The 15,009-nt window shown below is 32.6% G+C and carries 14 protein-coding genes; 1 reads left to right on the top strand and 13 read right to left on the bottom strand.

Annotated elements, in window-relative coordinates; translation table 11 throughout:
- Positions 1-10: 10 nt before the first annotated feature.
- The 3 genes from BM383_RS12895 to BM383_RS12885 form a co-directional block, all read right to left on the bottom strand.
- The gene (locus BM383_RS12895) at positions 11-1,441 is read right to left on the bottom strand and encodes an MBOAT family O-acyltransferase (protein ID WP_093025564.1); all 1,431 of its coding nucleotides are present in this window, start codon (positions 1,439-1,441) and stop codon (positions 11-13) included.
- Between the two features lie 2 nt (positions 1,442-1,443).
- Positions 1,444-2,268, bottom strand: a complete 825-nt coding sequence (locus BM383_RS12890) for a hypothetical protein (protein ID WP_093025563.1) — start codon at positions 2,266-2,268, stop codon at positions 1,444-1,446.
- Between the two features lie 105 nt (positions 2,269-2,373).
- Positions 2,374-3,768 (bottom strand): UDP-glycosyltransferase, encoded by a 1,395-nt coding sequence (locus BM383_RS12885; RefSeq protein ID WP_093025562.1) that lies wholly within the window; start codon positions 3,766-3,768, stop codon positions 2,374-2,376.
- 153 nt (positions 3,769-3,921) lie between these two features.
- Here BM383_RS12885 and BM383_RS12880 point away from each other — a divergent pair, with 153 nt between their 5' ends.
- The gene (locus tag BM383_RS12880) at positions 3,922-4,797 is read left to right on the top strand and encodes an N-acetylneuraminate synthase family protein (protein WP_093025561.1); all 876 of its coding nucleotides are present in this window, start codon (positions 3,922-3,924) and stop codon (positions 4,795-4,797) included.
- Between the two features lie 204 nt (positions 4,798-5,001).
- Here BM383_RS12880 and BM383_RS12875 read toward each other — a convergent pair whose 3' ends face one another.
- The 10 genes from BM383_RS12875 to BM383_RS12830 form a co-directional block, all read right to left on the bottom strand.
- Entirely contained in the window at positions 5,002-5,385 is a 384-nt protein-coding gene (locus BM383_RS12875; RefSeq protein WP_093025560.1) for an HU family DNA-binding protein, read from the bottom strand.
- A 196-nt stretch (positions 5,386-5,581) separates the two neighbouring features.
- On the bottom strand, positions 5,582-6,739 hold the full coding sequence (locus BM383_RS12870) for an acylneuraminate cytidylyltransferase (protein WP_093025559.1): 1,158 nt from the start codon (positions 6,737-6,739) through the stop codon (positions 5,582-5,584).
- Entirely contained in the window at positions 6,740-7,639 is a 900-nt protein-coding gene (locus BM383_RS12865) for a hypothetical protein (protein WP_093025558.1), read from the bottom strand.
- Positions 7,640-9,079 carry an MBOAT family O-acyltransferase gene (locus tag BM383_RS12860; RefSeq protein WP_093025557.1) on the bottom strand — a complete coding sequence of 480 codons (1,440 nt, stop codon included), beginning with the start codon at positions 9,077-9,079 and terminating at the stop codon, positions 7,640-7,642.
- A complete protein-coding gene (locus BM383_RS12855) occupies positions 9,080-9,961 on the bottom strand; it encodes a glycosyltransferase family 2 protein (RefSeq protein WP_093025556.1) in 882 nt (293 codons plus the stop codon).
- Positions 9,951-11,108 (bottom strand): glycosyltransferase, encoded by a 1,158-nt coding sequence (locus BM383_RS12850; RefSeq protein ID WP_093025555.1) that lies wholly within the window; start codon positions 11,106-11,108, stop codon positions 9,951-9,953. The genes BM383_RS12855 and BM383_RS12850 overlap by 11 nt, the downstream gene beginning before the upstream one ends.
- Before the next feature lie 20 nt (positions 11,109-11,128).
- On the bottom strand, positions 11,129-12,073 hold the full coding sequence (locus BM383_RS12845) for a glycosyltransferase family 2 protein (protein WP_177229122.1): 945 nt from the start codon (positions 12,071-12,073) through the stop codon (positions 11,129-11,131).
- Between the two features lie 8 nt (positions 12,074-12,081).
- Entirely contained in the window at positions 12,082-13,020 is a 939-nt protein-coding gene (locus tag BM383_RS12840; RefSeq protein WP_245766585.1) for a glycosyltransferase family 2 protein, read from the bottom strand.
- On the bottom strand, positions 13,017-13,706 hold the full coding sequence (locus BM383_RS12835) for a sulfotransferase family 2 domain-containing protein (protein ID WP_093025552.1): 690 nt from the start codon (positions 13,704-13,706) through the stop codon (positions 13,017-13,019). Before BM383_RS12835 ends, BM383_RS12840 begins: the two co-directional genes overlap by 4 nt.
- Positions 13,703-14,986 (bottom strand): ABC transporter ATP-binding protein, encoded by a 1,284-nt coding sequence (locus BM383_RS12830; RefSeq protein ID WP_093025551.1) that lies wholly within the window; start codon positions 14,984-14,986, stop codon positions 13,703-13,705. The genes BM383_RS12835 and BM383_RS12830 overlap by 4 nt, the downstream gene beginning before the upstream one ends.
- Between the last annotated feature and the right edge of the window lie 23 nt (positions 14,987-15,009).

Genomic DNA, 15,009 nt, shown 5'->3' with positions numbered 1-15,009 from the left:
CTTACTACCTCTAAAATTGAAAATATATAAAATCTTTAGGATTAGAATACGAACCCAAAATTAAAATCGTAACAATTGCAAGGCTCACTTTTAACAAGCACCTTTTCCCACTCAAAGGTTCTTCTCTATTTCTGTAAAACCATTCAACCAACACAAAAATAAATAACATCAACAATAACTCTACAGAATACCTTTCTATAGATAAATACTCTACTTTAAACTTAAAATTAGTAATCTGTTTGATGTACTGAAAAGCACTTTGCAAATTTTCAGCTCTAAAAAAAATCCACGCAAAACAAGTAAAAGCAAATGTTACTGCTATCCTACCTAGGTTTTTAATAAAATCTATACTTGATAAAATTTCAAGATCACCAATATTTTTTCTATTCTTACTGAACAAGAGTAATGGCAAAAAATAGCACGCATTTAGTCCTCCCCAAAAAACATATGTCCAGTTAGCACCGTGCCATAACCCACTTACCAAGAAAATTATAAACACATTTCGCACCTGCTGTATTTTTGCTCCTCTACTTCCTCCTAGAGGTATATACAAGTAATCTCTAAACCATGTGGAAAGAGAAATATGCCATCTTCTCCAAAATTCAGCAATATCTCTACTAAAGTATGGTGTTTTAAAATTTCGCATTAAATCAAAACCAAAAAGTCTGGCCAAACCAATTGCCATATCTGAGTATCCTGAAAAATCACCATATATTTGAAATGCAAAATAAACAGCTCCCAGTATTAAAGTTGCAGCGTTTAAATGCTCATAATTATCAAAAATTGCATCTACATAAACAGCACAGGAATCTGCAATAACCACTTTTTTTAGCAAGCCCCATATGAATAAATGTACTCCTGAGATAGCTTTATCATAATTGAATTTTCTTGAATTATGAAATTGCGGAAGCAAATGCGTAGCTCTTTCAATTGGTCCCGCTACTAATTGCGGAAAAAAAGTAACAAAGGCCGCAAATCCAATAAAATCTTTCGTAGCTTTTAAATTTCTTCTATAAACATCTATAGTGTAACTCAATGTTTGAAATGTATAAAATGATATTCCTACAGGCAAAATAATTCGCATGGTAGAAACATGCATAGTTACACCAAAAACTTTCCAGGCTTGTACCCAACTATCAACAAAGAAATTGTAATATTTAAAAACTATCAATAAACCTAAATTGAACAACAGACTTACAAACAGCCACCGCTTCGCCTTTTCTTTTTGATTTGTATTTTCTATTTTCTGAGCTACAAAAAAATCTAATAAAGTACTAGCTAAAATCAATGCTAAAAAGCGATAATCCCACCATCCATAAAACACATAACTAGCTAGTAAAATAAATACGTTTTGCTCCTTAATCCTTTGCTGACCTATAGACCAATAGATTAGAAAAACTAAAGGCAAAAACACTAAAAACTGAAATGAATTAAAGAGCATTTTTACTTTTCTTTTAGATACTTAGCAAATAATTTAGAAAACTTCATAGCTCCTTCATTATTCAAATGATAACCATTTTTAAAATACTCACCCTGAGTGATTTTTGTTGAAAAATTTATAAGATCTGGCAATCTGACTTTTAATGAATCTATAAAACGTAAATTCTCAACATCTTCTCTAAAAGGTGCTACAAAAAACTTAACGTTTAGTTTATGGCTCTCACTGTAAGCCTTTAAAGTTGCTATATATGGGTTACCTTTACTTGGTACTGTATCGGGTAATACTCGTTTCCATGTATTTCCTGTACCATACAGCGGAACGAAGCCTTTACTATCTTCAAACATTGATTCTTTTGTAATTATTTCTTTTACAAGAGCCCTAACACCAAGCTTGCTATCATTAGCTGCATATTTATAAAAAGGCACATACTCTATATATAAATTGTCGTGTTCTGATTCAAAATATGATTGCAAGGGTAAAAGATTTGTATAAGGTAACATTTCATAATACATAAAATTTGACCTATCAAAGGAATTGTAATAATAATCTAATTGCACATAAAGAGTATCATATGTAATATTCCATGTATCCAATGCTTTGATTAAGACAAGCATGTCTTTTGGTCGTGCATCCATAACACCAAAGTTAATTGCACTCAAATTTAATTCTTCTTCAAATACACTAGGAACTATATGATTTGCTACCCTAGAAGACCCTATAAATACTAAATTGAAGTGGGTATCTTTTTTTGAGTTAATATACCCTACCTTAGTGGTCACTGGAGAGTGAGTAAATATATTTGAATATACAACATCAAAAAAAAACATAAATAATGATGTTAAGATCGAAATGATTCCAATATACTTACAAAATTTGACCATTACTCTACCATCTCAAGCGTTACAGATTTTCTAGACCTCAATTATACTTCCTTAGTTTATTTTACTACCTACCGCTTTCCAAATATTTTCACAAGCCTTGGTTGGAGTCGTACCCACAATAACGTCATACCATTGTTGTGTTTCCTTTGTTGGATTCACTTTTTTATCTAGTATGGCTTTTACCTTATCTTTTAACGCTTCCTTGTGTAAGGCCCAAACCACGGCATCTTTAGAAGGCATTGATCTAAAATGAACATAATGGTAATTTTGACCTATGTCTCTGATTCCTTTTTTTAATTGTGGCTGTTCATAGTTATAATAAACACAAGGTTTGTTATGTACTGCAAAATCAAACACAGTTGACGAACACACATTGGTTACCAACTCTGTATGTTCGCACACGTTAATGAGCATTTTAAAATCTTCTTTCGAAGGGGCTATTTCATTCCAGTTTTTTCCGATTTGCGTCCAAATAGGCGCTATCGGAACTACTACATCTTTATATCTTTCTAGGATGGCATCGTATCGATCTGTAAAATCAACCGGACATTTACGGTAGATGATTCCAAGATTATAGCCTTCTTTATTCAGTTCTCGTACCGCCAAAGCCAAATCTTCTACATAATACTGATCTAACGGAGAGGTTGTTTCATCATCCCCGGAATAACAGATATATCGCTTTTCAGTATCCAATCCATGTTGCTTGAAAAATTCTTCTCGTGGTAATACTAATGAGCTATCGTAATGTGGCTCAAACTGCGGGGTACCTGTAACCGTAATTTGTTCTTCTTTGATGAATGGATAGTACTGTAACAATTCAGCCTTCATATGTTCACTCCATACATAATAGAAATCGGTTTCTACCACTAACATCGCCTTAGGCACATTGTCCCAAGAATAGATAAATGTAGCCGTAGGAATTCCTAAATCTTTAGCCGCTAGTAAAGGTGCAATGGCCTGTGTGGCTCGCTGACTGGTACACAACACCATTTTTGGCTGATGCTCTTGCAATTGTTGTTTACAATACGTGTATTTAGAGGTGCTTCTTTCTAACCTTTTAATGCGCTCGCGTACACTTTCTACTCCTTTTTCAGAAGACTTTAACCCTATCAACGTTTTGGTCAATCCACTTCTGAACGTATTTTTCAATCCCTTATAGCTGAAAGGAAATTTATATAGTTGATAGACCACATCATTAAATTGCTTTGTCCAAACATTCAATTCGGCCCTTTTACGAACTCGACTATACACCGCTGTTAATGGATGCTGACTTTTATCTTCAATAAGCACTTCATTATAGCCTAATCGATCTTTAACCGTAAAACTCGTATTGTTCCAATACCAAACATCAATTCCTTGCTGCTCACCTACTTCTTTAAAATTGGTCAACGCAAAATTTCGCAATCCTACTCCATCAGGGAACAATACAAAAACTTTTTTAGGCATGTGTATGTCTATCTTTAATTAACATACGCCAAAAATAACACTTTATAAATTTTAGCGTTATGCTTTTGGATAAAAGAACAAAAAATACGGATAAGTGTAATTGTTCATTAATATGTATATACCTATATTTGGCTGCGATATAATTTTGAAAAAATGAGTACTATTTATAAGAAGCCCTTTGTTATTGCAGAAATTGGTTGTAACCACAAAGGAGATATGGAGATTGCAAAAGAGCTGATTAAAGTTGCTAAAATCTTTTGTAATGCTGATGCTGTTAAATTTCAGAAAAGAAACAACAAAGAATTGTTAACTGAAGAGCAGTACAATGCTCCGCACCCTAACCCAGTGAATTCTTATGGTGACACTTATGGTGCTCATAGAGAGTTTTTAGAGTTTGATGTTGCACAACACCAAAAATTAAAAGATTTTTGTGAAGAAATAGGAATTGTATATTCTACTTCGGTTTGGGATACTACTTCTGCTAAAGAGATTGCTTCACTAAACCCTGAATTCATTAAAATCCCTTCGGCCTGTAACAACAACTTTGAAATGTTGGGATGGTTGTGTGATAACTATAAAGGAGAAATTCATATTTCTACCGGAATGACTTCTAAAGATGAAATTGAAACCTTAATCAATTTCTTTATCGAAAAGGGTAGAAATCAAGATTTAGTAGTGTACAATTGTACATCAGGATATCCTGTTCCTTTTGAAGATGTATGTTTGTTAGACATCAAATTATTGATTGACAAATATACCGACAAAGTGAAACATATTGGTTTCTCTGGTCACCATTTAGGAATTGCTGTAGATGTGGCTGCTTTTACTTTAGGAGCTAACATTATTGAACGTCACTATACCATTGACAGAACCTGGAAAGGTACCGATCACGCTGCTTCTTTAGAACCTATGGGCTTACGCAAATTATGTAGAGACTTAAAAGCGGTTCATCAAGCATTAGATTACAAGCAAAAAGATATTTTAGCGATTGAACAAGTTCAAAGAGACAAACTAAAATATAGAAAATAATTCTTCCTAAGAATACTTAATAAAACAGCCGTCAGTTTTAGTAAAAACTGACGGCTGTTTTAGTTCAAACTGTTGTCTGTTTATATACAAACGCACTACAGTTTGAATTTGTTTCTCAAGAGTTTTAAGAGCTTTGTCCGTAGTATTAAAGCTATTCTTCCCAAAAATCGACATCAATATCCTAAATAGTCCTATTGAAGCGCTTTACTTTATTTTCTTAAAAGACAACTTTTGCAACATTTGCTGCATGGCCTGAGCTGGTTTAAAAATAATTTTTCGTTGTTTCATAGCAGCTGGCGTTACAGCAGCTGCTGTATCTTTCCCTTCCGAAATCACACTCACCCGAAAACTACCTATACGGCCCAGTTTTACACTTTTTCCTTCCCGTAACTCTTGCATCATATTAGTTTCTAAAGCTATCAAAACTGCATAACAATCACTAGGTGTTACAGAGCATTGCTGGGAAATTGTATCCGCTAAAGCATCCAAGTCAGTAGTTCCGTTGACTACCGAAGTAGCATAATATTTAGCAGGTGCTGTTCTGTTTTGAGGATTGGGTCGGGCATGAACTCGGTAGTGTATCGACATGTTTTTTTCTTTAAAAATAGAGTACTTAGCTCTAGCAAACAAGTCTAAAGCGGTATTATCGAAGACTATATAGACTTCAACCGGAAATACATTACGGAGTAAACCAAATGTTACCCCTATATATTACAAGAAAAACTAAATTATTGACTACTCCAAAATAACAGTCAATATATAATATTCACACTCTTAAATATCTCTAAAAACGAGCATTATATTTTATAATCCATTCACAAGCCTCGCGAATTGCTCCGTTAGCAGAATCGGCATTTAATAAGATATCGGCATATGGTTTCACACGTTCTGTTGCATTGTTGGGTACTAATGCCCAGCCCACACTACATAAATTTGCCAAATCGTTTACATCGTCTCCCATATAAGCTAGCTGAGACAAGGCCAAACCTTCTTCTTTAACTATGTGCGCTATCAATGCATATTTATCTTTAATCCCTAAATACACATTTTCAATCTTTAATTTCTCCATACGTGCGGCTACTAAAGGCGAATTTTCAGAAGTCATCACCATGACTTTGATGTTGTCTTCTCTTAAAATTTCTAAGCCCATACCATCGCGCATATCAAACGTTTTGGTGTGCTCGCCTTCCGCTGTATAACTGATGCTTCCGTTGGTAAAAACACCATCTACATCTAACACCAAGTGAGTGATTTTTTCTGGTCTTCTATTCGATTTTAAACGTTGCGCCAACAATTGCTCCACAATGGTCCAATCTGATAAGGAATCAATTTCAGTAAGTGATTCTTCAGCCATGGTTACCGTAGCAATTTTACCACTGATTCTATTTTTTGAAGTTTCAAAAGCTGCTTTTGTGGTGCAATATACAGCCCCGTTCTCAATTAACAATCCTTCAAAATCTTGTCGTCTAGGTCTCTGAAACACATTATAATTAATAGCTTCACCTGAACTTTTCCAGGTAAACCTATGGGTATTCACCACCGTTAAAGCACTATCATAGTTCTCTGTTGTGATTTTTTGCAAGCAGGTATCAATATCTTCCGCCAAGGTGAATGGAGAAGTAGCCTGCAATAAGGTTAACACATCAAAATCGTACTGTATTTTTTCAGCAAATTCTAACATCGCAGCCTCTGTGGAAGCTGTATCATTGGCATTTTTGTCATTTCTGAGTAACGCTTTTACTTTTGGTGTCCAGTAATATTCACGTTCTACAAACGCAATCACCTGTGCATCATCTGTAAACACATACACTTCATCTAAATTAGAAAAAACGGCTTCTTTTAACGCCCAGGTAAACAGTGGACGCCCTACCATTTTCTTTTTATTCTTATTTGGAATTCCCTTAGATCCTTTACGTATGGGGATTACGGCTATTTTTTTCATTTATTTTGATTTATTTAAAAAGGAGATGATCTCATTTGTAAAATGCTCAGCCCCTTTTTTATTTAAATGAGATTCGTCTCGAAAATTTTCTTTATTAAGATAAAACTCATCATTTGTATTATATTTCACAATGGCATTTTCCTCTACAATTTCTTCAATTCGTTTGCAAAACTGATTATTGAAGGTTTTGAAATTTGGAGGAAAGATATAACAAAGCTTTATACCGTTATCCTTACAAAGTTCTTGAATTTTATAAAAACTCTCTAATTTACTTTTTACTTCATCAGACCTGTCATAAGCTACAATATCTGCTTTAAATTCAAGGTTTGGATTATTCTTTACACTTAATAAATTATCTCCAAGTTCATTCAACTCTTCAAATTCATTGGGTTCATTTTTTTTTGCAAAAATATCAGTATGTCTCAATCTCGCTAAATAAAAGATTCTTGAAAGTACTGACTCCTTGCCTTTGTTTACCAACTCATTATTGATGTAATTATAATTTTGAAGAGGGTACAACCTATCATATCTAAACTGTAAACTAGAAACTTCTTTAAACTCGGCATCATCATCAACCACTAGCAACACTATTTTAGGAGCTTTGTTGTACTTTAAATACGTACTTAGCACAAACTCTTGAAATGTTACATTTGATCCTCTATAAGATAAATTATATGCTGAAAAACTTGTTGCACTATCAATCATTCTAGCAGAAACATCGTGTACTCCTCTGGAAGATCCTAGCACAAGTAACTCTTTGGACATAATGCCATTCAAAACATATTCTAATCTTTTATCAAACTCTTGATCTGCTTTATGTGAAAGTTGAAAATAGAAACACTTGTCTATTAAAAAAAATAATAGAGAAAATACAACAATTTGTTTTAAATAGTGTTTCATCTAAAATTGAAAATAAATAAACTCCTGTTCGGTTTGACTACTATATAAAAACACTAAAATGATAAGAAATATATAAAAACTCCATCTTAATGCTTTTGGCTTTTTAGCAAACAATTTCTGTATTGCAAACTGTTGTTTTTTACCAAGCCATTCTACTCCTATAAAAAACATCAATAACAAAAAAAGATAACTTGGCCTTACTGTTGGTAAAGTGAATAAACTCTTATTTATTATTCCTGCTACATAACTAAATGCATGTTGCAGATTTTCTGCTCTAAAGAAAATCCAAGCAAAAACAGTTAACAAAAAAGTTAAGAACATAGCTATGAATTCTCTAAATGTTGGTAAAAAGGAGTCTTCTGCTATGCTATTGAGATGATTCCTATTTTTTTTCATTACTAAAAGTGGTAAAAAATACAGCGCATTAAGAAATCCCCAGAAAATAAAAGTCCAGTTAGCTCCATGCCAAAAACCACTCACTATAAATATAATAAATGTATTGCGCACTTTTTTCAACAATCCGCCACGGCTACCGCCAAGAGGTATATACACATAATCTCTAAACCATGTGGAAAGACTAATATGCCAACGCCTCCAAAACTCAGCAATATCTCTTGAAAAATAAGGAAATGCAAAGTTCTGTTTTAAATCAAACCCAAACAACCTTGCCGTACCAATGGCTATATCTGAATATCCTGAAAAATCGCCATAAATTTGAAATGTAAAGAACAAGGCTCCTATTAGCAACGTACTTCCATTATACTCTGCACTATTATTAAAAATTTGATTTGCGAATTCGGCACAATTATCTGCTATTACTATTTTCTTAAAAAAGCCCCATAGCATTTGTTTTGTTCCATCGACAGCTTTAGCATAATCAAAACTACGGTTTCTATAAAACTGAGGTAATAAATGTGTTGCGCGCTCTATAGGACCGGCAACTAGTTGTGGAAAAAAGCTAACAAAAGCTAAAAAAGCAACCAAGTCTTTAGTAGGCTCTAATTGTTTTTTATACACATCTATACTATAACTAAGTGTTTGAAATGTGTAAAAGCTAATCCCTACCGGCAATATAATCTGTAAACTACTCGTTTGAATTGAATGACCGAAAAATGAAAAAGCTGTTTGAAAATTTTCTAAGAAAAAATTATAATACTTAAAAAAGCCTAAGAAACCTAAATTCACTAATATGCTCACCCATAACAATTGCTTACGTACACGCTCATTTTGTTGCTTCCCTAATTGAATGCCTATTGAAAAATCTACTAAAGAACTAAATACAATTAACAACAGAAAACGCCAATCCCACCAACCGTAAAAGATATAACTAGCAAGTACCAATAAAAAATTCTGAAGTTTTAAATTTCTTTGGGTAATGAACCAATAGAAGATAAAAACTACAGGCAAAAAAATAGCAAAATCTATAGAATTAAACAGCATCTAAGTATATTTAATCGCTTGTAATTCTGTTCTTTTTTTAATGATCTCTTTTTTAACAGGCTTTCTATTTTTTAGAATTACGCCAATATTCATCAAGGTTGAAAATAGTACTGATACATAAATTTTAAAATATGTTATGTCTGACAAAGCATATTTTCTAAAATTATGAAACAGCAGCTTCGCAATTTTCTTTGTTGGGTTTGGATAATAAATAGCATAGATTTTTATCTCATTTGCTAATTGATGCTCAAAGCGAAAATAGTTTTTCTTTTGTAATTTTCTTTTTACTACATCTACACGATGATTTACAATAATAGCATAGCTATAAAATATATCATACCCTGCATCTAACACTTCTAAAGACAAAGAAGGTTCTTCTCCATAAATATCTACCCACAACGGGAAACCATTCGTTTCTTGATAAACCGTCTTTTTAATAGCGAAACCACAACCTACAAAATCGTTTGTAAAATAACCTGTTCTCTTCTTAGCATTATGTAAGGCATCATCATCACTTTTAAAAAGCCCTCTTACTTCTTGAAAAGCTATAATACCTAAATTTTTATACTGAACAAATAGCTGCTGAACTTCTTCAATAAAATTCTGAGAAATAGGGTGTGCATCATCATCTAAACCAATAAAAATATCACCTTTAGCATGTTGATATAAATTATTTCTGGCTGGAGAAGCACTTATACTCTTGGAACTTTCAAACCAACGTACCCAAGAATAGTCTACTTTAATGTGCTGAGTTTCTTCACAACCATCAATAAATACTAAAACTTCATGAACTTCTATGTTCATAATTGCTTTTAGCTTGACTAATGTAAGCCTTAAATCATCTACTCGATTTCTTGTAACTATAAGAAAACTAATTTTCATTAGTACTAATTAAATTTTGATATAATGATGCTATTTTAGGTTGTAACGTTTCTCTATTATAATTTTCTGCTATAAATGCAGTATTATAATTCATAGCTTTTTTTAGGAGTGATGAATTAGACAAACTCTCCATAATGAGTTCGGCTATTTCTTTTACATCCAAAGGGTTTTGAATTAAAAACCCATTCTTTCCATCTTCAATAACTTCTTCTGTAACATTCCCAGGATTAGATTGTATAGGGAAAGCCCCCATACCCATAGCTTCTAGCAAAGCATTTGGCATTCCATCTGAAATGCTATTACCTATATGTATAAGAGATTGCCCCATATAAGCTAATAACAATTCATTTTTCACAAAACTATATCTAGACAATACTTTGGTGTTCTCTACGTTGAAAAAATTTGAGTTTTCAATATACTTAATAACAATGTTATCTGCACTGTAAATAATAAAATCAAACTGTTTTATAGTTGCCTCTGGCAACAACTCAATGGCTTGCAACACTTGTATTGCTTTACCTACACCATCATCATAACCCTTTATCATAATGGTTTTTCTAACACCAATTGGCTCTATATCATCTGAGTTTATACAAATACCGCCGTTACCTGGAAAAACACCTAGAAAAACTCCCGAAAACCCTTTTGATGCTGCTAATTTATAATCTCTTTTACAATCGGTAATTAAATAGTCTACCCTAGCTGAAAAAGTAGAAAATTGATGATCTGTAACACCTAAACGCTTATAATCATAGATATCACTACCCCAAGAAGAATAGATTAATGGTATATTTTTATACTGTTGCAATACCTCTAAAATAGGTAGTCCAGATAGTTGCATTTCAAAACAATGAATTACATCGGGATGAATACGTTGTACAACTTTTGAAAACTGACTAGAAACGCTATTTTCATTTAGCTTTGCTATACTTTTATATAGTTTTGGAAAGGTACGCTTTATACGTGTTCTAAACGGATAATCATATTTTAATTTCCAGCCTTTAAACTGCTTCACCCATTGTATTCTAGTTGCAACTCCACCTCCATCTGTAATATCAAACCAAAACACTTCATGCCCAGAGTGCTCTAAATGTTCAATCCATTTAAAGAAATGATGATTTGGTATAGCTACGGTAAGGATTTTCATTAATTAGTTTGATTCCAAAATTACTTAATGAATAAAATCTTAAAGATGTACACTTTAGATTTTATCACATCAATTAAAGATAATTTACCATGTTTAAAAACAAAAGATATCGTTTCCTTAAACCTATTAAAATCTACTTTTCTCTGTTTCAAATCCTTTTCAAATTGTAAGGCTGCATAAAATGACCACAATGCTTTTTTAGAAATAGTTCTAAAAAAATTATCATCTAATTTCATTCGCTTACTAATAGCTAAAAACAAACATTGATATCTATAATAAAATACATCAAACAATTTGTCTTTAGATAGATTCACTTTAGCACTTATTTGACTCTTATGGCCATCTCCGCTTCTAACAGTTGCAAGAACTTTATCTAATACAATCAGGTTCAAACTACTCTCTGCAAGCATTCGAATATGAAATTCATTATCTTGATATCTTTGAATATTTTCATCAAACAACTTAAAATCTTTTAAATAAGATTTTCTCCACATAAAACCACAAGTTTGAATCTCAATTGATTCTAAAGCATAATTATAGAATAAATCTCCTGAGAAATTAAATTTACTCTCTCTAAACTTCGTTAATTCGTAATTAGAATATCTATTTCTGTGAACAACAGCATTTACTGGACTTGTAAATTGGTTCACTTTTTCCTCTAGAAAAGTTGGTTCCATAATGTCATCACTATCAAACCAATTCACAAAGTTACCTTTTGCTACCTCAAATCCATAATTTCTACAGGCATTTGCTCCTTTTGTATAAACACTAGGCCTTTTTAAAATTCTAAATCTTGCATCCTTTTGTTGATATTGCAATAATACTTCAAGGGTTTTATCTGTACTACCATCATCTACAATAATACATTCCCAATTTGAGTATGTTTGAGCTGAAATACTTTGGAGCGTATCTAAAATAATTTGCTCACGGTTATACACAGGGATTATTATGGTAATCTGGTTCACTTTCAAGTTTAGTAAAGATAATGACTTCCTTTAGTGGAATTAATTTTTCTACTTCGATCCATTTCAAGGGAAATTCGTTTCAACATCTCTAACTCCTTTTTCCAATACCATCTATTTTTAGAGAATAATAATAATCTTTTTTTCAAAAATGATTTTTTCCTAAATTTTAACTTTACTTCAAATTTATGAAATGCTATTTCAGAATTTATATTAGCATACTGAGATTTATATCTCACTTCTAATCTATTTAGAGAAATCAAATCTTTTTTTAATTCTTCATCTGGTTCAGTTCGTTTTCTATCATGATAAACATAAGAGTTAGATAATACACCAATTTCCAAATTATGATATAGTGCGCGTTGACAATAATTATTGTCCTCTCCATAATGAAAGAAAATAGGATCAAACCCTCCAATAACTTCCAAAGTACTCCTCGGAATTAACCAAGCTGCGGCATTAACAAATGGAACTTTATAAACTCCTGAAAGTTGTTTCAAAATTGCATCAGAATAAAAGTAATTATTTTTGTCGTATGAAACATATTCTGAGAAATTTCTGTCTAGCTTTTCTCCGGTCCCATTCAAATGTATTGGACTTAGGATTCCATATTCAGGATGGTTATAGTGTGCTTCTACAAGTAATGAAATAGTTTCAGGTTCTAAGTACGCATCCTGATTCAATAAAAACACATAATCCGCTTCTTTACTCAATGCATAGCGCATTCCAACATTATTAGCCTGACCAAATCCTAAGTTTTTATCCTGTGGGAAAACTATAACTTCTGAATATTCCTTTTCAATAAAACTTACGGTTTCATCTGTTGATGAATTATCAACCACAACAGTTTGCAACGGGTGATTTGAATTTCTAATACTATCTAAAGATTTAGCTATCCAATCATTCGTCATTCCATTGTATGTTACAATTATGACATATACCTTACTCACAGAATTTTTTTAATTTTTTGAATTCCCTTTTTTCTATCTTTAAAATGATACCCTAACAATGTTATATCTTCTTTATACGCCTCTTCTACAAGCCTCTTTTTAGAACCTGTATAAAATTCCGAATAATGCATTTTTCGCTGTACATTTCGTTTTTCATGTTGAGAAAATGAAGCTTCCAGATCAAGTTCATTAATTACTCTTGAAAAATCAGTTTGCAAATTCTCAAACCTTCCCACAAAATCCATTTGACACAGACCTTCGTTATCAAAAAAATCAGTTTGTAAAATTGTATGATCTCCTCTGTAAGACATCTCAGAATTATCCATTAGCACTTTTTTAAAACCCTTTTGCTTTAATATAAAGTCTTTAAAACTACCTTTTGCTCCTGTATCTTTCTGAATCCACAAATAATCAGAATAAGCTCTATCCCATGGGTTTCTTACAAACGTAAATTTAAAATACTCCTTCCAATGTGCTTCAGATATCAACTCTGTCTCTATCAATTGCTTTGCAGTTGCATGCTGTAAATGAATTTTACGCTTAGGACACCACCCATATAAAACTTCATAATTTGGCTTTTTCCATGAAACATCATGAGTTTTTCTATCTATAAAATAGTTAAAAATACTACTTCCCGCACACTTGGGAATATGTATAAAAATACATTTATGCTCGTGTGAAATCATGATATAACCTTCCAATTAAAATCCATAGAAAAAGCCCCCATATTTTTAGCTGACGGCAATTTACCAAATCCATAAAAATCTCCATTTACAACAGAGAAGGGATAAAAAGTCTCATTACTATATAAAACTTTTTTATCATGTAAATCTAATATTTCTATACCTAAGACATAATCTCCAGGAGCTATGGAAAGTTTTTCTATCTCACACAGAACAGTCATCTTCACATCAGGCTGTACTGAAAAATTAGCGTTCATGTGATATGTATTTAGAGTAGTGACCAAACTATTACGCTTATCAAATATTTGAAAACGAATATTCAGAAGTTTATCAAACTCTAAGCTAGTCAATTGTAAAGAAAACTGATACGCATTTCCTAAAACTAAATTTGCTATGCTAGATGACAAAATGTTTTCTTTAGAAAGTATCTTGAAGTCATTCAAACAGATACCTTTTCCCTTGATAGGAAAAGAAAGTTCAAGTGTTCCACTACCATAAATATCTAAATATTGCTCTATAGCACTTTGTACATCTCCTTCATATTGCAAACCTCCATTTGCCATTACAACACACCTTGTACACAATTGCTGTATAGACTCCATATTATGGCTTACAAACAATACGGTACGTCCTTCTCCTTTGGAGATGTCTTGCATTTTACCAATAGCTTTCTTTTGAAACTCAGCATCTCCTACTGCCAATACTTCATCCACAACTAATATTTCAGGTTCTAAGTGTGCTGCTACCGCAAAGGCTAAACGTACTTTCATCCCTGAAGAATATCGTTTTACAGGAGTATCTACATAACGTTCGCAACCACTAAAAGCAATAATCTCATCCAACTTAAATGCTACTTCAGCCTTGGTCATACCCAGTATGGTTCCATTTAAGTATATATTCTCTCTCCCTGTTAACTCAGGATGAAAGCCCGTGCCTACTTCCAATAACGAAGCAATACGGCCAGCAGTTTTGATACTTCCAGTGGTTGGTGTAGTAACTCTTGAAAGAATTTTAAGTAAGGTTGATTTTCCTGCTCCATTCTTACCTATAATTCCTAAAACCTCACCTTTTTGTACTTCAAAATTAATGTCACGCAAAGCCCAAACATAATCACTGTTTCCTTTGGAACTTCTATCGTTACTTTCACCTATTTTAAGATAAGGATCTTCTTTACCGCGAACAGTGTGCCACCAACGGTTTAGATCGTGACTCAAAGTACCGGTACCGACTACACCTAATCTGTACTGTTTTGAAATATTTTCAGCCTTTAAAATAACACTCATTAAAAATGTCTTTATACATTAAA

The organism is Pustulibacterium marinum, from assembly GCF_900116665.1.
Classification (GTDB): domain Bacteria; phylum Bacteroidota; class Bacteroidia; order Flavobacteriales; family Flavobacteriaceae; genus Pustulibacterium; species Pustulibacterium marinum.
Note: the sequence above shows the minus strand (reverse complement) of the source record. Positions and strands in the feature narration are given on the sequence as shown.